Origin of the sequence: Streptomyces sp. NPDC096013, assembly GCF_044763565.1 — a bacterium.
GTDB lineage: Bacteria > Actinomycetota > Actinomycetes > Streptomycetales > Streptomycetaceae > Streptomyces.
Map to the genome: position 1 here is coordinate 271,825 of NZ_JBIWGK010000011.1, position 22,828 is coordinate 294,652.

General features: G+C 72.2%; 23 protein-coding genes. 16 read left to right on the forward strand and 7 right to left on the reverse strand.

Going from position 1 to position 22,828, the window contains the following annotated elements; translation table 11 throughout:
• Positions 1-27: 27 nt before the first annotated feature.
• A complete protein-coding gene (locus ACIRB1_RS32720) occupies positions 28-1,839 on the reverse strand; it encodes a phosphatidylglycerol lysyltransferase domain-containing protein (protein ID WP_352184039.1) in 1,812 nt (603 codons plus the stop codon).
• Between the two features lie 226 nt (positions 1,840-2,065).
• Here ACIRB1_RS32720 and ACIRB1_RS32725 point away from each other — a divergent pair, with 226 nt between their 5' ends.
• Complete coding sequence (locus ACIRB1_RS32725) at positions 2,066-3,202, forward strand: alpha/beta hydrolase (protein ID WP_403467921.1); 1,137 nt, start codon at positions 2,066-2,068, stop codon at positions 3,200-3,202.
• A gap of 88 nt (positions 3,203-3,290) precedes the next feature.
• On the forward strand, positions 3,291-4,700 hold the full coding sequence (locus ACIRB1_RS32730) for a hypothetical protein (protein ID WP_403467922.1): 1,410 nt from the start codon (positions 3,291-3,293) through the stop codon (positions 4,698-4,700).
• A 7-nt stretch (positions 4,701-4,707) separates the two neighbouring features.
• On the opposite strand, the gene ACIRB1_RS32735 is transcribed toward ACIRB1_RS32730, so the two are convergent.
• Together ACIRB1_RS32735 and ACIRB1_RS32740 are read right to left on the reverse strand one after the other, a co-directional pair.
• Entirely contained in the window at positions 4,708-6,063 is a 1,356-nt protein-coding gene (locus ACIRB1_RS32735; protein WP_403467923.1) for a PH domain-containing protein, read from the reverse strand.
• Positions 6,060-6,560, reverse strand: coding sequence for a PH domain-containing protein (locus tag ACIRB1_RS32740; protein WP_403467924.1), 501 nt, complete (start codon positions 6,558-6,560; stop codon positions 6,060-6,062). Before ACIRB1_RS32740 ends, ACIRB1_RS32735 begins: the two co-directional genes overlap by 4 nt.
• A 31-nt stretch (positions 6,561-6,591) precedes the next feature.
• On the opposite strand from ACIRB1_RS32740, the gene ACIRB1_RS32745 reads away from it, so the two are divergent.
• Positions 6,592-7,743, forward strand: coding sequence for an NADH-quinone oxidoreductase subunit D (locus ACIRB1_RS32745; RefSeq protein WP_352184043.1), 1,152 nt, complete (start codon positions 6,592-6,594; stop codon positions 7,741-7,743).
• 7 nt (positions 7,744-7,750) lie between these two features.
• On the opposite strand, the gene ACIRB1_RS32750 is transcribed toward ACIRB1_RS32745, so the two are convergent.
• Positions 7,751-8,776, reverse strand: a complete 1,026-nt coding sequence (locus tag ACIRB1_RS32750; protein WP_403467925.1) for an SAM-dependent methyltransferase — start codon at positions 8,774-8,776, stop codon at positions 7,751-7,753.
• Between the two features lie 118 nt (positions 8,777-8,894).
• Between ACIRB1_RS32750 and ACIRB1_RS32755 the strand changes: the two genes are divergently transcribed.
• Both ACIRB1_RS32755 and ACIRB1_RS32760 read left to right on the forward strand, forming a co-directional pair.
• Positions 8,895-10,100, forward strand: a complete 1,206-nt coding sequence (locus ACIRB1_RS32755; RefSeq protein WP_403467926.1) for a sensor histidine kinase — start codon at positions 8,895-8,897, stop codon at positions 10,098-10,100.
• A 135-nt stretch (positions 10,101-10,235) separates the two neighbouring features.
• Positions 10,236-10,907 (forward strand): response regulator transcription factor, encoded by a 672-nt coding sequence (locus ACIRB1_RS32760; protein WP_328830739.1) that lies wholly within the window; start codon positions 10,236-10,238, stop codon positions 10,905-10,907.
• 71 nt (positions 10,908-10,978) lie between these two features.
• Here the strand turns inward: ACIRB1_RS32760 and ACIRB1_RS32765 are convergent, their stop codons facing one another.
• Entirely contained in the window at positions 10,979-12,091 is a 1,113-nt protein-coding gene (locus tag ACIRB1_RS32765; protein ID WP_403467927.1) for a DUF5937 family protein, read from the reverse strand.
• Between the two features lie 98 nt (positions 12,092-12,189).
• On the opposite strand from ACIRB1_RS32765, the gene ACIRB1_RS32770 reads away from it, so the two are divergent.
• Entirely contained in the window at positions 12,190-12,405 is a 216-nt protein-coding gene (locus ACIRB1_RS32770) for a hypothetical protein (RefSeq protein WP_403467928.1), read from the forward strand.
• A gap of 140 nt (positions 12,406-12,545) precedes the next feature.
• Here ACIRB1_RS32770 and ACIRB1_RS32775 read toward each other — a convergent pair whose 3' ends face one another.
• Positions 12,546-13,754 (reverse strand): threonine aldolase family protein, encoded by a 1,209-nt coding sequence (locus tag ACIRB1_RS32775; protein WP_403467929.1) that lies wholly within the window; start codon positions 13,752-13,754, stop codon positions 12,546-12,548.
• A 186-nt stretch (positions 13,755-13,940) separates the two neighbouring features.
• Between ACIRB1_RS32775 and ACIRB1_RS32780 the strand changes: the two genes are divergently transcribed.
• The 10 genes from ACIRB1_RS32780 (at position 13,941) to ACIRB1_RS32825 (ending at position 22,190) form a co-directional block, all read left to right on the forward strand.
• Positions 13,941-14,861, forward strand: coding sequence for a DUF2520 domain-containing protein (locus ACIRB1_RS32780; RefSeq protein WP_352184049.1), 921 nt, complete (start codon positions 13,941-13,943; stop codon positions 14,859-14,861).
• The gene (gene panC / locus ACIRB1_RS32785) at positions 14,858-15,865 is read left to right on the forward strand and encodes a pantoate--beta-alanine ligase (protein ID WP_352184050.1); all 1,008 of its coding nucleotides are present in this window, start codon (positions 14,858-14,860) and stop codon (positions 15,863-15,865) included. The genes ACIRB1_RS32780 and panC overlap by 4 nt, the downstream gene beginning before the upstream one ends.
• The gene (locus tag ACIRB1_RS32790; protein WP_403467930.1) at positions 15,862-17,580 is read left to right on the forward strand and encodes an L-aspartate oxidase; all 1,719 of its coding nucleotides are present in this window, start codon (positions 15,862-15,864) and stop codon (positions 17,578-17,580) included. The genes panC and ACIRB1_RS32790 overlap by 4 nt, the downstream gene beginning before the upstream one ends.
• Before the next feature lie 5 nt (positions 17,581-17,585).
• Positions 17,586-18,572 carry a carboxylating nicotinate-nucleotide diphosphorylase gene (nadC, locus tag ACIRB1_RS32795; RefSeq protein WP_403467931.1) on the forward strand — a complete coding sequence of 329 codons (987 nt, stop codon included), beginning with the start codon at positions 17,586-17,588 and terminating at the stop codon, positions 18,570-18,572.
• Positions 18,573-18,574: 2 nt separating this feature from the next.
• Complete coding sequence (locus tag ACIRB1_RS32800) at positions 18,575-19,372, forward strand: type III pantothenate kinase (protein WP_352184053.1); 798 nt, start codon at positions 18,575-18,577, stop codon at positions 19,370-19,372.
• Positions 19,373-19,653: 281 nt separating this feature from the next.
• The gene (locus ACIRB1_RS32805; RefSeq protein ID WP_403467951.1) at positions 19,654-20,325 is read left to right on the forward strand and encodes a hypothetical protein; all 672 of its coding nucleotides are present in this window, start codon (positions 19,654-19,656) and stop codon (positions 20,323-20,325) included.
• A gap of 48 nt (positions 20,326-20,373) precedes the next feature.
• Positions 20,374-20,553, forward strand: a complete 180-nt coding sequence (locus ACIRB1_RS32810) for a hypothetical protein (protein WP_266769788.1) — start codon at positions 20,374-20,376, stop codon at positions 20,551-20,553.
• Between the two features lie 144 nt (positions 20,554-20,697).
• On the forward strand, positions 20,698-21,087 hold the full coding sequence (locus ACIRB1_RS32815; protein WP_403467932.1) for a BlaI/MecI/CopY family transcriptional regulator: 390 nt from the start codon (positions 20,698-20,700) through the stop codon (positions 21,085-21,087).
• 9 nt (positions 21,088-21,096) lie between these two features.
• A complete protein-coding gene (locus tag ACIRB1_RS32820) occupies positions 21,097-21,630 on the forward strand; it encodes an amino-acid N-acetyltransferase (RefSeq protein ID WP_019064250.1) in 534 nt (177 codons plus the stop codon).
• A gap of 224 nt (positions 21,631-21,854) precedes the next feature.
• Positions 21,855-22,190, forward strand: a complete 336-nt coding sequence (locus ACIRB1_RS32825) for an Lsr2 family protein (RefSeq protein ID WP_055512928.1) — start codon at positions 21,855-21,857, stop codon at positions 22,188-22,190.
• On the opposite strand, the gene ACIRB1_RS32830 is transcribed toward ACIRB1_RS32825, so the two are convergent.
• The gene (locus ACIRB1_RS32830; protein WP_403467933.1) at positions 22,169-22,816 is read right to left on the reverse strand and encodes an SCO3374 family protein; all 648 of its coding nucleotides are present in this window, start codon (positions 22,814-22,816) and stop codon (positions 22,169-22,171) included. The genes ACIRB1_RS32825 and ACIRB1_RS32830 overlap by 22 nt on opposite strands.
• Between the last annotated feature and the right edge of the window lie 12 nt (positions 22,817-22,828).

Consider the following 22,828-nt stretch of genomic DNA (forward strand, 5'->3'; position numbering starts at 1 on the left):
GGTGCCCGCTCGGGCCGGGCCGGTCGTTCAGGCCGCCCGGACATCCCGTTCCGCCAGCCCGTGGGCGCATGCCGGGGCCGCGGCCGTACGGCGGCGCAGGAAGCGCGGAAGCGGGAGGGCGAGGTTGACGAAGCCCTCGGCCTGCATCGCGGCGAAGCCGATGCGGGGGAGGTCGCCGGAGGCGCGGTAGACGACGAACCGGGGTTCCCAGCGGGGCTGGAACTTCGCGTTGAACTTGTACAGGGACTCGATCTGGAACCAGCGGGACAGGAAGACCAGCAGTCCGCGCCAGGCGCGCAGCACCGGGCCCGCGCCGATCTTCTCGCCCCGCGCGAGCGCCGCCCGGAACATCGCGAAGTTGAGCGACACGCGCGTGATGCCGAGTTTCGGCGCCGCCTGGAGGGAGGCGACGATCAGCAGTTCGTTCATCCCCGGGTCGGCCGCGCGGTCACGGCGCATCAGGTCGAGCGACATGCCGTCGGTGCCCCAGGGCACGAAGTGCAGGATCGCCTTCAAGTCGCCGTACTCGCCCGGCTGTTCGTCCGCCTTGTGGGCGGTCGCGATGAAGCAGTCGCCGTCGGCCGGGTCGCCGATGCGGCCGAGCGCCATGGAGAAACCGCGCTCGGTGTCGGTGCCCCGCCAGGCCTCCGCGGCGAGCCGGATGCGCTCCAACTCGCCCTCGCCGAGGTCACGTACACGCCGTACCCGGGTTTCGTAGCCGGCCCGCTCGATGCGCTTCACCATTTGGCGTACGTTGCGCATCGCGCGCCCGGCGAGCGAGAAATCCGCCACGTCGACCACCGCCTCGTCACCCAGTTCGAGGGCGTCGAGTCCGGTCTCACGGGTCCACACCTCGCCGCCCGTCTCCGAGCAGCCCATGACGGCGGGCGTCCAGGAGTGGGCCTTCGCCTCGTCCATGAACCGCTCGATGGCGCCCGGCCAGGCCTCCACGTCGCCGATGGGGTCACCGCTGGCGAGCATCACCCCGGAGACGACGCGGTACGTCACCGCCGCCTTGCCGCTGGGCGAGAAGACGACGGCCTTGTCGCGCCGGAGCGCGAAGTGGCCGAGCGAGTCGCGGCGGCCGTGCTTCTCCAGGAGGGCACGCAGATGCGTCTCGTCCTCCGGGGTGAGCCGCGCGGCCGGGTGTTCGGGCCGGAACGCGAGGTAGATCGTCGTCACGGCCGTGAGCAGTCCCAGGGCGCCCAGGGAGAAGGCCACCGTCCAGGAGGTGCTGCCCTCGTAGTCGACGGGTCCCTCGAAGCCGAACAGGCCGTACAGGACGTGGGTGATGCGGTCGGCCAGGCTCGGGTCGCCGACCATGCGCTTGGAGTGGACGCTGACGATGACCAGTCCGAGGACGAGGGAACCGGCGCCCATGAGCACGAAGTTGGCGAGCGCACGCCAGCGGCTGCGCGGGTCGGGCAGTGCCCGGAACTCGTCCCGGTGCATCAGCAGCGGGGCGAGCAGCGCGGCCGAGATGACGACTCCTATAAGGGAGTGCCGGTAGGCGAACTGCGCCACGGCACCCGCCGGGAGCAGCGCGACGGCGGCCCGCCAGGCGCGGCGCTTGCGCCGCCTGAGCCCGTGCGCGAGCAGCAGCAACAGCACACCGGCGCTGAGCGAGAGCGCCGCCGCGAAGGGGCCGAGCGCGCCCGGCAGCACCTCCGCCATGGTGTGCATCCGGCTGTGCCGGAAGCGCGGGAACACCCCTGCGGCGATGTCCAGCAGGCCGACGAGGGCACAGGCCCTGGCGACGAGCGTGGGAACGACCTCGGGGCGCGGACCACGGACTATGCGCCGGACCCGGCTTGTTCGGCTAGGAACCTCAACCGACATTTCCCCATCTATCCTGACAGACATCGCATCCCATAGTTCTGCGAGAGACCTTGGATCCGGGCCCGATTCGGGCATCCGGCGACATTGCGCCCTCTAGGACGGTGTCTAGGGGAAGGAGGTTCCTTCCCCACCGGAAAGCCGGTTCAAAGGCAGAGGAAAGCCCGGGGCAAACGCTCGCGAAACTTGCGTGCGCGCGGCGGGCGGAAAGCGCAGGCGGGGACAGCTCATGGGACTCACGAGCAGGAAAGTGCTGGTACTGGCGGTCGCGTGCGCCGTGCTGCTGTTCATCGGCACAGTGTGGCTGTGGCCCCGCCTGGCCAGGCGGAACTGGCGGGCCGTCAGCGGCCGCGTCGGCCTGCTCCTGGCCACCCAGTTGGTGCTGTTCGCCTCGGTCGGCCTCGGTGTCAACCAGTCCTTCGGCTTCTACGCCAGCTGGGCCGACCTGTTCGGCAAGGAGACCGACCAGGGAGTGGTCGTCGACCACTCGGCGCTCCAGGACACGGGCGGTCCGCTCCAAGTGGTCGACACCCGGCGGGTGGACGCACCGGGCGGCTCCGCACGGCCGCGGCACGTGGGCCAGGTGCAGCGGGTCGACATAGTCGGTCGTACGACCCACATCGCCACCCCCGCGTACGTGTACCTGCCGCCGGAGTACTTCCAGCCGCAGTACCGCACGCGCTCGTTCCCGGCGACGGTCGTCCTCACGGGGTACCCGGGCACCGCACAGGCGCTCGTCGACAAGCTGAACTACCCGCGCACCGCCCTGGAGTTGGCCAGGGCGGGCCGGATGCAGCCGATGATCCTGGTGATGATGCGGCCCACGGTGGCGCCGCCGCGCGACACGGAGTGCGTGGACGTCCCGGGCGGACCGCAGACCGAGTCGTTCTTCGCCAATGACCTTCCCGAGGCCGTGGTGAGCCACTACAGGGTGAGCAAGAAGCCCGGGAGCTGGGGCATCATCGGCGATTCCACGGGCGGTTACTGCGCCCTGAAACTCGCGATGCACCACCCGGGGACGTATGTCGCGGGGGCCGGCCTGTCGCCGTACTACAAGGCGCCGAAGGACCCCACCACGGGAGACCTCTTCCAGGGGGACGGGACGCTGCGGAACGAGGCCAACCTGTCCTGGTACATCAAGCACCGTCCCGCGCCCGACACCTCACTGCTCGTCACCAGCAGCAGGGTCGGGGAACACAACTACAACGACACCCTGAAATTCATCGCCCAGGTGAAGGCCAGGAACTCCACCCGTATCTCGTCGATCATCCTGGACAGCGGCGGCCACAACTTCAACACCTGGCGACGGGAGATCCCGCCGGCCCTCCAGTGGATCAGCGGGCGGCTCACCGACTGGTGGAAGTGACCACGGGACCCGTGTGAGGGAACAGGGGTGGCTGTGTTTTTACCGGGCGGGGCACCATGATTCGCCTACGCGCGGTAAGTTTCTGGCCATGCCACGTGGACGTCATCGCCATTCCCCGCCGTTGCACCGGTTGTTGCCCCCCTCGGCGATCGCGGGCGTGTCGCTCGTCTGCGCCTTCGGGCCCTGGGTCTTCTCGCAGCCGGCGGCGCTCCGCATCGTGGCGGCCGTCGCCGCCGCGACCGCGCTCGTCGGGGCGGCGTTCATGCGCCGCTGGGACACACAGGCGGGCAAACAGGTCGCCGACCTGATACGCGCGCGTACGAGCGACGAGTGGCGTTACGAGGAGCGGCTCGCCGAACTCGAGTCCGACCTCGACGAGTCGCGTGAACTCCGCGTCAAGCTGGAGCACAAGCTGCGCGCCAAGCGCACCGAACTCGCGGGCCTGCGCAACGAACACGCGGCGCTGCTGCGCCGGTACGCCACGGCGGAGACCGAGCGCGCGAGCGCCCTGGAGGGCCGTCGGCTGCTGGAGATAGAGGCCGCGGAGCCCACGCGCGCGTTGCCGCCCGTTCCGGGGCAGGGCGAGGACGTCGTGGCGGACGTGGAGCCGGAGTCGCAGGACGACCTTCCCGAGACCGACGACACCGAGGCTGTGGCTGCTTCGGTCGACGCCGAGGACGGGACGGACGCGGAAGACGAGATCGACACCGAGGACGACGAGCCGGAGGCGGGCGAGGTAGCCGCCGCTGCGGAGAAGCCCGCGGCGGCCACGGTGTTCTCCCCGGAGGGTTCCAAGCTCTTCCTGCGGGCCAAGGCGGCTCTGGGGCGGCAGGAGGGCGACGGCGAGACGCCCGGGCCCGAGGACCCCGCTCCCAAGGACCCCGCGTCGAAGGACGCCGGGCCAGAGGAGTCGGCTCCGAAGGGCTCCGGGCCGAAGGACTCCGCGTCCAAGGCCCCGGTGTCGAAGGCCCCGCTGGCGAAGGACTTCGCCCCGAAGGCCGAGGAGTCCCGGGGCGCCGAACCCGCCCCGGTGCGCGCCGACAGCGGCGGTTCCGAGTCGGAGGCCGCTCAGGAGGACGAGGCGGAGGGGAAGCCCGAGGCGGTCGACGGGCATGAGCACGCGGCCGCCGTTCCCCCGGCCGCGCAGTCCGTCCAGCACACCCAGTCCGCGCAGCCGTCGGGGCACTTCACCGTGCCGACCGCGGTGGCGGTCGTGCCGGCGGCTCCCGTACGGCGCCCGATGGTCGAGGGCGGCTTCGACTTCTTCGGGATGCAGAAGGGCGCGACGCCCGCCGCGATGGACGCCGTACAGAACGAGGACCTGGCCGACGTCGTCGGCGAGGAGGCCCTGGCCGTGCACAAGGCGGAGGCCGAGGCGCAGTTCAAGCCGGCCGACGACCGCTCGCGCGATGTCGGCGTCCGCCAGGTCATCGACCTGACGGCACACGACGAGACCGAGCAGATCAACCTCCACGGGCTGCGCAGCGCGGCCTCCTGACCCGCCGTCAGGCCATCCAGCGGTCCGGGCGGGCGTCCCTGCGCCCCGTCCGTGACCGCTCGGCCTGGCCGCGCAGCAGCTCCGCGGCCTCCTCGGCGTCCCGCAGACGGGCTGTGACGGTCTTGTTGGCCCCCGTGTCCACGTGGACCTCCGCGAGCCGCCAGAGGCGCTGCCAGGGCCCCTGAGCCAGCCGTACGCTCTGCACCTTCGCGTGCGGCACCAACGCCGTGCTCCGGCGGAGCAGGCCGTGCCGGGCCACGAACACCGTGTCGGTGACCGCGAGGCCGTAGCCGCGCCACCACAGCGGCATGCACCGGCCCGCCCGGCGCGGGGGACGGGACAGCGCCTCGCGCGGCGGCACGGTCACGCCGGGCAGCACCCGCGCGACGACCGACTCGGCGATCTCGCGCGGGGCGACCGGCACCAGAACCGAGTTGGACGAACCGGCCACGTCCAGCTCGACCCGCACCCAGCCGCGCCGCCGCCACAGCAGCGGCTCCACGATCCGTACCGTCTGCACGCGCCCCGGGGGCACCGTCTCGTGCGTGCGGTCCAGCAGCCCGTGGTCGATGCGCAGCCCGTCCGGGGACTCGCCCACCGTCCAGTCGTACTCCCCGACGAACCGTCCCACGCTGCTCGCGCCCGCCGCGCCCAGCAGCGGCAGCGCGGTCGCGAGGACCGTCCACACGCTCTCGGTGGCCAGCCACAGAAGGGGCGGTACGACGAGGGCGGCGGCCAGCGATCCCCAGGTGGCGCCGGTCAGCACCAGGGACTTGGCGAGGACGCCGCCCGGCACGTGCAGCAGTTGCCGCGCGGGCGCCTCGCCGACCTCGTGCGCGGTCTCCGGCGCGAAACCGGCCGCCCGCGCGAGGAGTTCGGCCCGCAGCGCCCGCGCCTCGCCCTCGCCGAGGAACGCGAGTTCGTCCTTCTTGTCGGTCCCTACGACGTCCAGCTTCAGCTTGGCGACGCCCGCCACGCGCGCGAGGAGGGGCTGTGTGACGTCGACGGCCTGGATGCGTTCCAGCCGGATGTGCGCGGTGCGCCGGAACACCAGGCCGGTACGGATGCGCAGTTCGGTGTCGGTCACCGCGAAGTGCGTGAACCACCAGGTCAGGAAGCCGTAGAGGCCGGCCGCCGGCACGATCACGGCCACCGCGATCAGCAGGGTGATGGTGGTCAGCTTCGTCAGCTGTTCCTGCGCCTGGTTCGGGTCGTGCACCGCCCACCCGATGACGACGGCGACCGGCGCCCACGCCCGCCGCAACGGCGTCACCGGATGCAACCGCCGCTCCACCACGGGTACGTGCTCCCGTATGGTCCCGGCGCCCCCGGGTACGTCCTTCTCGGCGCCCGGCGTCGTCACAGCCCCGCCGATCGGGCCTCGCCCAGCTCGGTCAGCCGGTCGCGCAGCCGCTCGGCCTCGGCCGGCACGAGCCCCGGGATCGTCGCGTCGGTCGCCGCGGCGGCCGTGTGCAACTGCACGCTGGCCAGCCCGAAGTGCCGCTCCACGGGCCCCGAGGTGACCTCCACGAGCTGCATCCGCCCGTACGGCACGATCGTCTCGTGGTGCCAGAGCACGCCCCTGGTGATCAGCAGGTCGTCGACGCGCTCGGCGTACCTCCAGGAGCGCCAGTTGCGGCCCAGCACCACCCAGCCCCACGCCATCAGGGCGAGCGGCAGCAGCGCGAACGCGGCCCACCCCGGGCCGACGAACAGCCCCAGCGGCACACCCAGGGCCGCCGCCAGCAGCCCCAGCCACACCACCAGCAACAGGCGTCGCATCTTCAGCAGCCCCGGCGGCAGCCCGGTCCACACCGGCTCGCTCGCCGCGCCGTCCTGGGCGGCAGTCCCCGTTTCCATGCCGCAAGCGTACGTACGAGAGACTGTGTCCATGACTCCCACGACGGAGACCATGGTCGGGATCGGCGGCGCCGCGGAGAGCACCGACATGGTGCTCAACATCGGCCCCCAGCACCCCTCCACGCACGGTGTGCTGCGCCTTCGGCTCGTCCTTGACGGCGAGCGCATCCAGCACGCGGAGCCGGTGATCGGCTACATGCACCGCGGCGCCGAGAAGCTCTTCGAGGCGCGCGACTACCGCCAGATCATCATGCTCGCCAACCGCCACGACTGGCTGTCGGCCTTCTCGAACGAGCTGGGCGTCGTCCTCGCGGTGGAGCGCATGCTCGGCATGGAGGTGCCCCCGCGCGCGGTGTGGACACGCACCCTGCTCGCCGAGCTGAACCGGGTCCTCAACCACCTGATGTTCCTGGGGTCCTACCCCCTCGAACTCGGCGGCATCACCCCGGTGTTCTACGCGTTCCGGGAGCGCGAGGTGCTCCAGAACGTCATGGAGGAGGTCTCCGGCGGGCGCATGCACTACATGTTCAACCGCGTCGGCGGCCTCAAGGAGGACGTCCCCGCGGGCTGGACGGCACGCGCGCGGGAGGCCGTCGCCGCGGTGCGCTCCCGGATGGACCGCTTCGACGACCTGGTGCTCGGCAACGAGATCTTCCGGGGCCGTACCCGCGGAGTGGGCGCGCTGTCGGCGGAGGCCGTGCACGCGTACGGCGTGAGCGGGCCCATCGCGCGCGCCTCGGGCGTCGACTTCGACCTGCGGCGCGACGAGCCGTACCTCGCGTACGGCGAGCTCCAGGACACCCTGAAGGTCGCCACCCGCCAGGAGGGCGACTGCCTCGCCCGCTTCGAAGTACTCCTGGAGCAGACCCACAACGCCCTCGACCTCGCGGACGCCTGCCTCGACCGGCTCGCCGAGCTGGAGCCCGGCCCGATCAACCAGCGGCTCCCGAAGGTCCTGAAGGCGCCCGAGGGGCACACGTACGCGTGGACCGAGAACCCGCTCGGCATCAACGGCTACTACCTCGTCAGCAAGGGCGAGAAGACCCCGTACCGGCTGAAGCTGCGCTCGGCGTCGTACAACAACATCCAGGCGCTCGCGGTGCTGCTGCCGGGGACGCTGGTGGCGGACATGGTGGCGATCCTGGGGTCGCTGTTCTTCGTGGTCGGGGACATCGACAAGTAAGGGCTGTTCAGGGCTGGTCGAGCGGGTTCGGGATGCCGACCGGCTGCACGAGCCAGCCGAAGTCGCCGAGGCCGCCCGGTGCGGTGAGCTCGGCCGCCTCACCGGCGCTCGCGAGGGCGCGGACGTACGCCGTCGGGTCGGCCGAGGCCAGCGTGAGCGGGGGGCGCGCGCCCGTGACGCCGAGGGCGCGCAGGGCGGCGCGCTGGGTGAGCAGGCGTGCGCCGGGGAGTGCGGCCGTCGGCGCGGCGGCCGTCGCGCTCGCGCAGGCGTCCAGGGCGACGTGGGCGGTGATGTCGCACGAGCCGTCCGGTACGGGAGCGGTCTCACGGCCCTCGCGGAAGCCGGTGAGCGTGCCGAAGAGGGGGCGGGTGTCCCGGGTGTGCGCGTAGTCGACGGCGATCGCGAGCCCCTGGTCGACGGCGGCGACGGCGGACGCCCAGGCGGTGTCCCTGGGGAGGCCGATCTCGGCGCGCAGCCCCTCCTCGGGCGCCTGCGGCCACCACCGGGCGAGCCACGCGGCCTCCGCGCCGGAGACGGGCTCCCCGAGCCGCTCGGTGCCGTCCTCCCGTACGAGGACGAGCCGCGGGACGCCTCCCGGGTCCACCTCGGCCACCTCCACGGGCACGTTGTCCAGCCACTCGTTGGCGAACAGCAGCCCGGTGATCCCCTTCGGGGGCTCGGCCGTCCACCCGACGCGGGGATCGAGCCCTGCGGGACGGTCGGCGAGCTCGACGCCGTGGGCACGCACGCGTGCGGCCACGGCCGCGGGGAGCGCGCCGAGGACTCCGGTCACCAGCTCGCCGCGGCCCGCGCCGAGGTCCACGAAGTCCAGGGCGGCCGGACCGCCCAGCGCCTCGTCCACCCGGCACAGCAGCCGTGCCACGGCAGCCGCGAAGAGCGCCGACGCGTGCACCGACGTACGGAAGTGTCCGGCGGGTCCCTCCGGCCTGCGGTAGAAGCCCCCGGGCCCGTACAGCGCTTCCTGGGACGCCGTCCGCCAGCCGCGCCACCGGCCCGTGGTGTCTTCCGTCACGTGGTCAGACTAAGTGCACAGGACAACGGGGCCTCCACCTTGGGGAGTACGCGGGGCGTATACGGATCGATCCTCCGGTTGACCCCCGCACACGGCACGCGTCCCTACGCTGGGTTACGTGCAGCGCCTCTATGACTTCCTCCGCAGACACCCGACATGGGTCGACACCTTCTGGGCTGTCTTCCTGCTGGGGCTGAGTGGCGTGAGCATCGCGAGTACCAGCTACGCGTCGGGCCGGCATGGGACGGTGCCCGGGGCGATCGCCGCGTCCGTCGTGATGTGTGTGGCGATCGCGCTGCGCCGACGCTGGCCGGAGAAGATGCTCCTCCTGGCCGCCGCCACGGGCCTCGCGCAACTGGTCTTCGGCATCGAGCCCGTGGGGGCCGACTTCGCCATGCTGGTGATCGTCTACACGGTCGCCGCGATCGGTGCCCGCTGGGCCTCCCGCTTCGCCCTGGCCTCCGGTCTGTCCGCGGCGACCCTCGCGCAGATCCGCTGGCCGCAGGAGGGGACCAGCTCCGCCGGGCTGGTTGCGCTGGCGGTCTTCCAGACGGTGCCGTTCGCGCTGGCCTGGGTGCTCGGCGACTCGATGCGCACCCGGCGCGCGTACTTCGCGCAGCTGGAGGAGCGCGCCGCCCGGCTGGAGAAGGAGCGCGAGGCGCAGGCGAAGGTCGCGGTCGCCGCCGAGCGCGCCCGGATCGCCCGCGAGCTGCACGACGTGGTCGCCCACAACGTGTCGGTGATGGTGGTCCAGGCCGACGGCGCCGCCTATGTCCTCGACTCCGCGCCGGACCAGGCGAAGAAGGCCCTGGAGACGATCTCCTCCACCGGCCGCCAGGCCCTCGCCGAGATGCGCCGTCTGCTGGGCGTGCTGCGCACCGGCGAGCACAAGGAGGCCGGCGAGTACGTGCCGCAGCCGGACGTCGAGCAGATCGACGACCTGGTCGAGCAGTGCCGGACGTCCGGGCTGCCCGTCGACTTCAAGGTCGAGGGCACCCCGCGCCCGCTGCCGAGCGGCGTCGAGCTGACGGCGTACCGCATCGTCCAGGAGGCGCTCACCAACACCCGCAAGCACGGCGGCCCGAACACCGGCGCCAGTGTGCGGCTGGTCTACTTCGACGACGGTCTCGGGCTGCTGGTCGAGGACGACGGCAAGGGCGCCCCGCACGAGCTGTACGAGGAGGGCGGCGCCGACGGGCAGGGGCATGGTCTGATCGGTATGCGCGAGCGGGTCGGCATGGTCGGCGGCACGCTGGACGCGGGTCCGCGGCCGGGCGGCGGATTCCGCATCAGCGCGCTGCTTCCGCTCAAACCGGCGCACTGACATTCCGTGTGCCGGGCAGTGACACCTGTAACGCCTTGTTGAACGATCCGCTGGACCGATGACCGACCTGTTGCACCGGTTCACGGCGTGTAGAAGCAATTGTTGAACGATCCTGACGGAACGGAAGAGGACCCGATGACGATCCGCGTGATGCTCGTCGACGACCAGGTGCTGCTGCGCACCGGGTTCCGGATGGTGCTCGCCGCCCAGCCGGACATGGAGGTCGTCGCCGAGGCGGGCGACGGCGTCGAGGCCCTTCAGGTGCTGGCCGCGACCGCGGTCGACGTGGTGCTGATGGACGTCCGCATGCCGAAGCTGGACGGGGTGGAGACCACCCGCCGCATCTGCCAGGGCGAGAACCCGCCGAAGGTGCTGATCCTGACCACCTTCGACCTCGACGAGTACGCCTTCTCGGGGCTGAAGGCCGGTGCGTCCGGCTTCATGCTCAAGGACGTGCCGCCCGGCGAACTCCTCACCGCGATCCGCTCCGTGCACAGCGGGGACGCCGTGGTGGCGCCCTCGACGACCCGGCGCCTCCTGGACCGCTTCGCCCCGATGCTGCCCGCCTCCGGCAAGGAGCCCCAGCACAAGGAGCTGGAGCGGCTCACCGAGCGCGAGCGCGAGGTCATGATCCTCGTCGCCCAGGGTCTGTCCAACGGCGAGATCGCGGCCCGCCTGGTGCTCTCCGAGGCGACCGTGAAGACCCACGTCGGCCGCATCCTGACGAAGCTCGGCCTGCGGGACCGGGTGCAGGTCGTCGTCCTGGCGTACGAGACGGGGCTGGTGCGGGCGGGCGGGCACGGCTGACTCCTGGCACCCGGGGCGATGACCGCCGCCCTCCAGGGGCGATTACCGCGGGATGCCCGTGCCCGGGGCGGTCACCGGAGGATGCCCTCCAGGAAGTCGCTGCCCAGCCGGGCCACCATCGTGACGTCCAGCTGGTGCAGGACGTAGCGGCCGCGGCGGCGGGTGGTGATCAGGCCGGCCTTCTTCAGGACGCCGAGATGGCGGGATATCTCGGGGGCGGTCATGCCGTGCACCTGGGTCAGCTCGCTGGTGGTGAACGCGCTCCGGGCCAGGCTGCGGCACAGGCGCATGCGCACCGGGTGGGACAGGGCGGTCATCCGCAGGGTCAGCTGCTCCAGGGAGGTCGGCGCGGCGATCTTCGGGGTGTTGTGCACGGGGTAGTGCACGACGGGCTGCCAGCCGAACCGGTACAGGACCGTCAGGTGCGGCCAGCCCAGGGCCGTGGGCACCAGGAGGAGGCCGCCGTCCTGGGTCGCCGTACGGCCGGTGCCGAGCTTGTCGACCGTGATGCGCGTGGCGCTCTCGTCGAGGGTCACGGCGCTCGACATCGACGTCAGTGCTTCGGCGAGGCCCTTGTGGCGCAGCAGGTCCGTCTTGTGGCGGGCGTCGGCCACGAGTTGATGGTGCGTCCGGGACCAGGTCTCCGCGAAGAACGCCTCGTCACAGTCCTCCAGGAACTGCCGCAGCCAGGCCCTGGTCCGCGGCGGGTCGGCCAACAGGCGCTCGGTGAAAGCCAGTTGATGCGGACCCCGCGCGGCGGCCTGCTCCAGGGCGCGGCGCCGGATCCCGGCGTCGGTGAGCGGGCCCGGCCCGCCCGTGCTGTACGAGACCGCGCAGGTGGTGAACTCCATCGCGGCGTCCACGAACTGCTCGTCCGTCAGCTTGTCCAGCAGGTCCAGCTCCTCGGCGAGCGTGGCCCCGGGGAGCGTGCTCCGGCCCGGGATGCCCGCGTACGGCAGGAACAGGTCGGAGAACGTCGACCGCCACAGGAAGTCCGCCTCGCACATCCGGTCGGCCAGATGCGGGTCGAGCCGCGCGGTGACACCGGTGACCCAGCCCTGGAGTCCGGGGTGGTGCCCCGGCTCGGACATCGCGTGCAGCGCCATGCACAGCTCGCCCAGGGGGGAGGGCACGAAGGTGATCCGCTCCTGCCGCAGCCCGGTGATGTCGATGTGCACGCTCATGTCCCCATCGTGCACCCCGCCACTGACAGCGCTCCCCTCGTTTGACGCCGCCCGTCAATCGACGCGACAGCCACGGGGGAGCGGCGCAGCCTGAGGACATGAGCATCACCCAGCAGCACGCCCTCGACACCTACCGCGCCCAGCACCTCGGCGAGATCCCGCCGCCCGCGCCCGGCACCTACGACCGGCAGACCACCCGCGAGCTGCGCGGCCGCCTGGAGTTCCGCGCGGTCCTCACCGGACGCCCGGCCCGTGGTCGGCTACGGCGGGCACTGGGCCGACTCGTGCGGCCACGCCCGCGGTCCGCCTGCTGACGACGACGGGCAACACCAGAGGCCGTGTTCCGCGTTCCGCCGCTGACCGCGCGGCCGTCGCCTTCCAGGGGCGTACCCACCGCGCGGCCGTCGCCTTCCAGGAGGCGTTCCAGAAGACCGCCCCCCCCGGCAGCTCCCTCTCAGCTGCCCTTCAGATCCTCCTCCAGCCGGACCACGAAGTCCGCGACCGCCGTCTTCACGTCGTCGGCGGTCCACTCCAGGCCGGCGGCCCGTACGGAGACCTCCGTCACCGACAGGCCCGGGCCCCTCGCGCCCCAGGGATTGCCGAAGAGGGCGGTCTTCGTCTCCTCGGTGTGCCGGATCGCCGCCTCCATGACGACGTCGGGGTCGTACGGCAGCCAGAGCTGGAACTCGTTCGTGTGCGGTCGCTCGGGGTGGACGCGCACCCAGGGCACCCCGGCCGCCGCGAACCCCTCGCGCAGCGCGTCGGCGATCACGCGCGCGTGGGCCACGTACGAGGGCAGCCGGGGAAGCTCCCGGTCCAGGCCCGCGAGGGCGGTCAGCGCGGTGGGGAACTGCTGGAAGACCATGCCTCCGTAGCGGTGCCGCCAGGTCTTCGCCTCGTCGACGAGGGTCTTCGGGCCGGCGACCGCGGCGCCGCCGAGGCCGTCGAGGGACTTGTAGAACGACACGTAGACGCTGTCCGCGAGGTCGGCGATCTCGTCGAGCGGGCGGCCGAAGTGGGCGGCGGACTCCCACAGGCGGGCGCCGTCGAAGTGGACCACGGCGTCGCGTTCGCGCGCGGCCTCGGCGAGGGCGGAGAGCTCCTCCCAGGAGGGCAGCAGGAAACCGGCGTCCCGGAGGGGCAGTTCGAGCATCAGCGTCCCGAAGGGCTCCGGGACGTCGCGTACCTCGTCGGCGGTGGGCTGCCGGGGCTCGCTCGTCACATGGACCGGGCGGAGCCCGCTCACCTGGCTGAACGCGTCCCGTTCGTGCATTTCGGGGTGGGCGAGCGGGTGCAGGGCGACCGTGGGATCGCCGGTGCGGCCGGCCCAGCAGCGCAGGGCGACCTGCTGCGCCATGGTGCCGGTGGGGAAGAAGGCCGCGGCCTCCTTGCCGAGCAGTGCGGCGACCCGCTTCTCCAGGACCTCGACGACGCCGTTGCCGTACATGTCCGAGGGCTCGTCCAGGTCGTACAGCCCGGCCGCCTCCTGGAGGAACGCGAGCCGCTCCCGGAGGGGCTCGGTGAAGGGGTAGCGGGCGAGGGCGCGCTCCGCGGCGCGGTTCGCGGCGGTGCGCCGCGCGCGGCGCGTCAGGGCGCGTTCCTCGTCGGTGGCCGCCTCTGTCGCCCGGTCACTCTGCTCAGCCTGTTCCGCCGTATCGCTCATGCTCCGGATGATGCCTGGCGCGGGTCCGCGGGAACACCTGGTTTTCCCGGGCTCTCCCGTGCGGCGGCGATGTGTGTGACAACCCACAGCCTGTGGACAACCGGACGCCCCTCGAACCGATCGCGTTAACATGACGAGAAATCGTCCGGTACCCGGAGCGGACTGGAACGGGAAGGCCGCCGTCGCGTGAGTACATTCCAACAGCCAGAGCCCAAGGACCGCCCCGCGCGGCTCGCCGTCGGTGTCGTCGGCGCCGGCCGGGTGGGTCCCGCGCTGGCCGCCTCCCTCCAGCTGGCCGGGCACCGCCCGGTGGCCGTCTCCGGGGTCTCCGACGCGTCCAGGCGACGGGCCGCGCTGATGCTCCCGGACGTGCCGGTCGTGACGCCCGCGCAGGTCCTGGAGCGCTCCGACCTGGTGCTGCTGACCGTCCCTGACGACGCCTTGCCCGGCCTCGTGGAGGGCCTCGCCGACACCGGGGCCGTGCGCCCCGGGCAGCTGCTCGTGCACACTTCCGGGCGGTACGGCACGCAGGTCCTGGACCCCGCGCTGCGGGCGGGCGCACTGCCGCTCGCGCTGCACCCCGCGATGACCTTCACGGGCACCCCGGTGGACGTCCAGCGGCTCGCCGGGTGCTCCTTCGGGGTCACCGCGCCCGAGGAACTGCGGCTGGCCGCCGAGGCCCTGGTGATCGAGATGGGCGGCGAGCCCGAGTGGATCGCCGAGGAGAACCGCCCGCTGTACCACGCGGCCCTCGCCCTGGGCGCCAACCACCTGGTCACCCTGGTCGCCGAGTCCATGGAGCTGCTGCGCACGGCCGGCGTCGAGGCCCCCGACCGGATGCTCGGCCCGCTGCTGGGCGCCGCCCTGGACAACGCCCTGCGCTCCGGCGACGCGGCGCTCACCGGCCCCGTCGCGCGCGGGGACGCGGGCACCGTCGCCGCGCACGTCACCGAGCTGCGCAAGCACGCCCCGCAGACCGTCGCCGGCTATCTGGCGATGGCCCGCGCCACGGCCGACCGCGCCCTGGCCCACGGGCTGCTGAAGCCGGAACTCGCCGAGGACCTCCTCGGGGTACTCGCCAACGGCGCCGAGGGAGATGCCGGATGACCACCACCCTGTTGCGCACCGCCGACGAACTGCACGCACGCACGCGTGCGGGCCGCCGCGCCGTCGTGATGACTATGGGCGCCCTGCACGAGGGCCACGCCACGCTGGTCCGCACCGCGCGCGAGGTCGCGGGACCGGACGGCGAGGTCGTGGTCACCGTCTTCGTGAACCCGCTTCAGTTCGGCCAGGGCGAGGACCTCGACCGCTATCCGCGCACCCTGGACGCCGACCTCAAGATCGCCGAACAGGCGGGCGCCGACGTCGTGTTCGCGCCCTCCGTGGACGAGGTCTACCCCGGCGGCGAACCCCAGGTGCGCATCTCCGCGGGCCCCATGGGCGAACGTCTGGAGGGCGCGGTCCGCCCGGGCCACTTCGACGGCATGCTCACCGTCGTCGCCAAGCTGCTGCACCTCACCCGCCCCGATGTCGCCCTGTTCGGCCAGAAGGACGCCCAGCAGCTGGCCCTGATCCGCCGCATGGTGCGCGACCTGAACTTCGGCACGGAGATCGTCGGCGTGCCGACCGTGCGCGAGGCCGACGGGCTGGCCCTGTCCAGCCGCAACCGCTATCTGTCCCCCCGGGAGCGGCGTACCGCGCTCGCCCTCTCCCAGGCCCTGTTCGCGGGCCGCGACCGGCACGCCGCCCAGGAGGCGCTGCGTGCCCGGGCCCGCGAGGTGCCCGCCTCGCACGCGCGTGCCGAGGCCCTCAGCGCCATCGGGGAGTCCCGCGCGGCGGCCGACGCGCACGCCGTCGCCAAGGCGGCCCCCGGCCCCGGCAGCCCGGCGTCCGTCCGCGCGGCAGCCCGCCTGGTCCTCGACGACGCGGCCCGGCTGGACCCGCCGCTCGTCCTGGACTACCTCGCCCTGGTCGACCCGTCCGACTTCACGGACGTCGACGAGGACTTCACCGGCGAGGCCGTCCTCGCGGTCGCCGCCCGGGTCGGCACGACCCGGCTGATCGACAACATCCCACTCGCTTTCGGAACCCTCGGAGCCGCCTCGTGACCAGCACAGGCATACGACTGCACGCACCCGCCCCCGGATGGTCCATCGACGCGGACGTGGTGGTCGTCGGCTCCGGAGTGGCCGGTCTGACGGCGGCCCTGCGCTGCGAGGCGGCCGGGCTGCGGACGGTCGTGGTCACCAAGGCCCGCCTCGACGACGGCTCCACCCGCTGGGCCCAGGGCGGCATCGCCGCGGCCCTCGGGGAGGGCGACACCCCCGAACAGCACCTGGACGACACCCTGGTGGCGGGCGCGGGCCTGTGCGACGAGGAGGCCGTGCGCATCCTCGTCACCGAGGGCCCCGACGCCGTACGGCGGCTCATCGAGACCGGCGCCCACTTCGACGAGTCCTCCGAAGGGGGCCTGGAGCTGGCCCGCGAGGGCGGTCACCACCGGCGCCGGATCGCGCACGCGGGCGGCGACGCGACCGGCGCTGAGGTTTCCAGGGCGCTCGTCGAGGCCGTACACGCGCGTGGCCTGCGCACGATCGAGAACGCGCTCGTGCTGGACCTCCTGACGGACGCCGAGGGGCGCACCGCGGGCGTGAGCCTGCACGTCATGGGCGAGGGCCAGCACGACGGCGTCGGCGCCGTGCACGCGCCCGCGGTGGTCCTCGCGACCGGCGGCATGGGGCAGGTCTTCTCGGCGACCACCAACCCGTCCGTGTCGACCGGTGACGGGGTCGCGCTCGCCCTCCGCGCGGGCGCCGAGGTCTCCGACCTGGAGTTCGTGCAGTTCCACCCGACCGTGCTGTTCCTCGGCGCCGACGCGGAGGGCCAGCAGCCCCTCGTCTCCGAGGCGGTGCGCGGTGAGGGTGCCCATCTGGTCGACGCCGAGGGCGTGCGCTTCATGGTGGGTCAGCACGAGCTGGCCGAGCTGGCGCCCCGGGACATCGTCGCCAAGGCCATCACGCGGCGGATGCTGGAGCAGGACGCCGAGCACATGTTCCTCGACGCCCGGCACTTCGGCGCCGACATGTGGGAGCACCGCTTCCCGACGATCCTCGCCGCCTGCCGCAGCCACGGCATCGACCCGGTCACCGAGCCCGTCCCGGTCGCCCCGGCCGCCCACTACGCCTCCGGCGGCGTCCGCACCGACTCCCGGGGCCGTACGACCGTCCCCGGGCTGTATGCCTGCGGGGAGGTCGCCTGCACCGGTGTGCACGGCGCGAACCGGCTCGCCTCGAACTCGCTCCTCGAAGGCCTCGTCTACGCCGAGCGCATCGTCGCCGACATCACCGGGAACCAGGCCGGCAACGCCCTCCACGCGCGTGTGCCCGAGCCGGTCCCGCACCCCCAGAAGCCCGCGCACCCGCTGCTCGCCCCCGAGGCCCGGTTCGCGATCCAGCGGATCATGACCGAGGGCGCGGGCGTCCTGCGCTCCGCCGACTCCCTCACCCGGGCCGCGGCACAGCTCCAGCAGCTGCACACGGACGCCCGCGACGCCCTCGACGAGAACGGCAAGACCGCCGAGCCCGGCGTCGACACCTGGGAGGCCACCAACCTCCTGTGCGTGGCCCGCGTCCTGGTCACCGCCGCCGCCCGGCGCGACGAGACCCGCGGCTGCCACTGGCGCGAGGACCACGCCGACCGTGACGACACCGCCTGGCGCCGCCACATCGTCGTACGGCTGAATCCCGACCGCACGCTGGCCGTGGACACCACGGACACCGCAGACTTCCCCCCGACCCGGCAGCACCGTCCCCAGGAGCAGTGACAGAAGTGAGCACCCACGACCTTCCCCTCGCCGAGAGCGGCGGCTGCGGCGACGGCTGTGCCTGTGGCGCGGGCGCCGACGAGGAGGCCGCAGAGTACGGGGTGTGCGGTCTCGACCCCGCGCTCGCCGAACTCCTGGCCGACGCCGGACTCGACCCCCTGGAGGTCGAGGACATCGCCAATGTCGCCGTCCAGGAGGACCTGGCGGGCGGCGTCGACGTGACGACCGTGGCGACCATCCCCGAAGAGGCCGTCGCCACCGCCGACTTCACCGCGCGCGAGGCCGGTGTCGTGGCGGGCCTCCGGATCGCCGAAGCGGTGATCTCCGTGGTCTGCACCGACGAGTTCGAGGTCGAGCGGCACGTGGAGGACGGCGACCGCGTGGAGGCCGGCCAGCAGCTCCTGTCGGTCACCACGCGCACGCGTGACCTGCTGACCGCGGAGCGCAGCGCGCTCAACCTGCTGTGCCGGCTCTCCGGCATCGCGACCGCCACGCGCGCGTGGGCGGACGCCCTGGAGGGCACCAGGACCAAGGTCCGCGACACCCGCAAGACGACACCGGGACTGCGCTCCCTGGAGAAGTACGCGGTGCGCTGCGGCGACGGGGTCAACCACCGCATGTCCCTGTCGGACGCGGCCCTCGTCAAGGACAACCACGTGGTCGCCGCCGGCGGCGTCGCCCAGGCCTTCAAGGCCGTACGGGAGGCCTTCCCGGACGTGCCGATCGAGGTCGAGGTCGACACCCTGCACCAGCTCCGCGACGTCCTGGACGCCGGCGCCGACCTGATCCTCCTGGACAACTTCACGCCCGGAGAGTGCGCGGAGGCCGTCGGCATCGTCGCCGGCCGCGCCGCCCTGGAGGCCTCGGGACGGCTCACCCTGGACAACGCCAAGGCGTACGCCGACACCGGGGTGGACTACCTCGCCGTGGGCGCCCTGACCCACTCCGCGCCGATCCTGGACATCGGCCTCGACCTCCGTGAGGCGCAGTAGTCATGCTCCTCACGATCGACGTGGGCAACACGCACACCGTCCTGGGCCTGTTCGACGGCGAGGAGATCATCGAGCACTGGCGGATCTCCACGGACGCGCGCCGCACCGCCGACGAGCTCGCCGTGCTCCTCCAGGGCCTGATGGGCATGCACCCGCTCCTCGGAGAGGAGCTGGGCGACGGCATCGACGGCATCGCGATCTGCGCCACCGTCCCGTCCGTCCTGCACGAACTGCGCGAGGTGACCCGCCGCTACTACGGCGACGTGCCCGCCGTCCTCGTCGAACCGGGCGTCAAGACCGGCGTCCCGATCCTCACCGACAACCCCAAGGAGGTCGGCGCCGACCGCATCATCAACGCGGTCGCGGCCGTCGAGCTCTACGGAGGCCCGGCGATCGTCGTCGACTTCGGTACGGCGACCACCTTCGACGCGGTCTCCGCGCGCGGGGAGTACATCGGCGGTGTCATCGCCCCCGGTATCGAGATCTCGGTCGAGGCCCTCGGCGTCAGGGGCGCCCAGCTGCGCAAGATCGAGGTGGCCAGGCCGCGCGCCGTGATCGGCAAGAACACCGTCGAGGCGATGCAGTCGGGCATCGTCTACGGCTTCGCCGGCCAGGTCGACGGCGTCGTCGGCCGCATGGCCAAGGAGCTGGCCGACGACCCGGAGGACGTCACCGTCATCGCGACGGGCGGTCTCGCTCCCATGGTCCTCGGCGAGGCCTCGGTGATCGACGAACACGAGCCCTGGCTGACGCTGATCGGCCTGCGGCTGGTCTACGAGCGCAACGTCTCGCGGATGTGACCACGCGCGCGGGACACCCAGGAGGCGGCCCGGCCACCTTGCGGGCGCCTCAGGGGTGGACCCCGCGCGCGTGCCGCCGCCCCCGGCGTGTGCCTGCGCGCGTGCCACCGCGCCCGCCGTACCCCCTCACGTATGCCCCCGCCCCGACCCGTCCCCCCGCGCATGCCAACACCCCCGCCATCAGGCGAAAACCCCCACGCCACACCCGCCCCCTATGTCGAATTTGTCTGATTAGCGCGTATCGTCGCCGCATGCCCACGCCATACGGATCCCGCGGCGGCATGGCGTTCGGTGCGGAGGAGCTGCGTGTGCTCCGTCGCGCTCTCGCCCTCGCCCTCCAGCCCCGCACCGCCTCGGCCGAGGACGTCCAGGACTGTCTCCGGCTCGCCGAATCCCTCGACGAGGCGGTACGCGAGGGAGTCCGGCTGCGCGCCTTCCTGGTCGCCGACCTCGCCCGGTACCGCGCCGCCTTGCCCGGCACCACCGCCGGCTACCTCACGCTCCTGGAGGAGGCGCTCGGCGCCGGGTACCGCCCGGACGTCGACGACCTCTCCGCGCTGAGGGCGCTGCGCGGCAACCCCTCCGCCGCCGTCCTCCTGGACCGCTGCCTCACGCTCGCCGAACACGACGTCCGCGCGCGCCTCGCCCGCCGTACGACCGCCCGGCCCGCTCCGACGGTCCCCGCGTCCCGCACCCGCCTCCTGGCGCTCCCCGGAGGCCGGTCCGGCGGTCTTCCGGGAAGTGCCGGGGATGTCGTCGGAGAGGACGCGAAGGAGCCCGTGCGCAAGCCCGTGGAGCGGCCCGGTGGACGGCCCGGTGAGCGGCCCTCGCCGAAGCCCTCGCCCGCGGCGCCGAAGCCGTCCCGGCCCATCCCCACCCCGGGTGAGGTCTTCCCCCGGCGCAAACCGGCACCGCCCCCCACGAACCCGCCGCAGCAGCTCGCGGCCGGCTGAAACGACCCCGCCCCGTCCTCCCGTGGGCCCGTGGCTACTCTGGAGGACATGGACTATGTCTCCGCGCTCGTGCCCCCGGTCGTCATGGCCGTGTTCTTCATCGGACTGATCCGGGTCATCGTGAAGACCCAGGGCGGGGCCATGAAGGCCAAGGAGGACGCGGCCGTCGACGCCGCCATCGCGCGCGCGGAGAGCGCCCGCCAGGCCTCTTCGGCCGGCGACGCCTGAACCCTCCGCTTTCCGCGGCGCCTTCAAGGGCGTACGACTCCCGCACGCGTGCGCGTGCTTTCCGAGTCGTACGCCCTTTTTGTTCCTTTTCCACTATGGTTCTGAGCTGTGCCTCGCCCATTGGGAGAACTCGAAGACTCGGTCATGACGCGGGTGTGGAAGTGGAACCGCCCGGTGACCGTTCGAGAAGTCCTGGAAGACCTTCAGCAGGAACGGTCGATCGCGTACACCACGGTCATGACCGTTCTGGACAATCTCCATCAGAAGGGCTGGGTGCGCCGTGAGGCGGAAGGCCGGGCCTATCGATATGAGGCGGTCTCCACACGAGCCGCCTACTCGGCCGCCCTGATGAACGACGCCTGGTCCCAGAGCGACAACCCCGCGGCCGCTCTCGTCGCGTTCTTCGGCATGATGAGCGACGAACAACGAGAGGCCCTGCGCAGCGCCGTACGCATCGTCCAGGGACCGGAAACACCCGAACCCGCGGATGGCGTCCAGAACCCCGGCTCCACGGCCTCGGGCGGCGGGCGATAGCGTCCGCTCATGTCAGCAGAGCACCCCGAAGTCACCGCGAAAGCCATCACTGTCCGGCGGGCCAGGACGGGCGATGTCGAGGCGGTGCGCCGACTCCTTGACGCCTACGTCCGCGGTCGCATCCTGCTCGACAAAGCGACGGTGACTCTTTACGAGGACATCCAGGAGTTCTGGGTCGCCGAACGGGACGACAACGCGGAGGTCGTCGGCTGCGGGGCACTGCATGTCATGTGGGAAGACCTCGCGGAAGTCCGCACTCTCGCGGTGAAGCCCGGCCTGAAGGGCGCCGGTGTGGGCCATCAGTTGCTGGAGAAGTTGCTGCACACGGCTCGTTGGCTAGGCGTTCGTCGCGTTTTCTGTCTCACCTTCGAAGTGGACTTCTTCTCGAAGCACGGCTTCGTGGAGATCGGTGAGACGCCGGTCGACACCGATGTCTACGCGGAGCTGTTGCGTTCCTATGACGAGGGCGTGGCGGAGTTCCTCGGTCTCGAACGAGTGAAACCGAACACCTTGGGCAACAGCCGGATGCTTCTGCATCTGTGATCGCCCCGCTCAATTCGGCCTGGCCGCCCTGCCCAGGTTCCCTATGTCCGAAACGCGCATCTTTCTGGGCCGGGGAGGTCACTGGGTCTCTCCCAGGGGTTTGTGTTTTTCCAGCAAAAGCGGTTTGCTTTCCGACGTACTGCAGTACTGCATATAACAGGGGACGGCGAAACGGCGGACGCCGCAGACCCCAGGCCCGCAAGTAATCGATGAAAGGAAATCCGGTGGCACAGAAGGTTCAGGTCCTTCTTGTCGACGACCTCGACGGCGGCGAGGCGGACGAGACGGTGACGTTCGCGCTGGACGGCAAGACGTACGAGATCGATCTCACCACCGCGAATGCGGACAAGCTCCGTGGCCTTCTCGAGGCTTACGTGAAGGGCGGGCGCCGTACCGGTGGCCGCGCTTCTGGTGGCCGTGGAAAGGCGCGCGCCGCTACCGGCGGCAGCCAGGACACCGCGCAGATTCGCGCGTGGGCCAAGGAGAACGGTTACGAGGTCAACGACCGCGGCCGTGTTCCCGCGTCCATTCGCGAGGCCTACGAGAAGGCCAACGGCTGAGCGCACGAGCGCCGCAGCCGGACCCGGTGGCACTGAGTCGCCACCGTGTCCACGAGTCGTACGAGATCAGGGGCGTCCCCGGCGCCCCCCACGGCCGACAGCGTCGGCAGCGAGGCCTCGACCTCGCACCCCGGCTCGGGGGGCCGCAGCCATACGGCGGCCCCCTGCAAGGGACGCGAGCGGCCCGGAGGAAGCGATCGGTCCTCCGCGGGCCCCGCTCCGGGCAGCGGCGCCCTCAGGGGCCGTTCCCCGGGCCTCGACGGCGCCTCCATGTGCCCGTCCGCGCCCAGCGCCACCAGATCCAGCGCCGGCGCCAGCGCGCCCCACTCCAGCCAGTCCAGCAGCCCCGGGAGTTCCTCCGCGCTGCCCGCGGCCACCAGCAGCCGCATCCGGTCGCCCCGAACGGCCACCGGGGAGTCCGGGCCCAGCCGCCACAGCGCCGCCGCGCCCGCCTCGACCGGCACGTCCAGGACGTCGAAACGCAGGCCGGTGACGAGCCTCAGCGGCTCCCCGGGCACCGTGCGCCACCCCAGTTCGTTCTCGTACCAGTGCCGCTGTCGGTCGTCCGGGTCGAGCGGGCGGCGAGGGAGCGGGACCGTGGTGCGAGGGGGGACTGTGCCAGCCATGCCAAGAGCAAC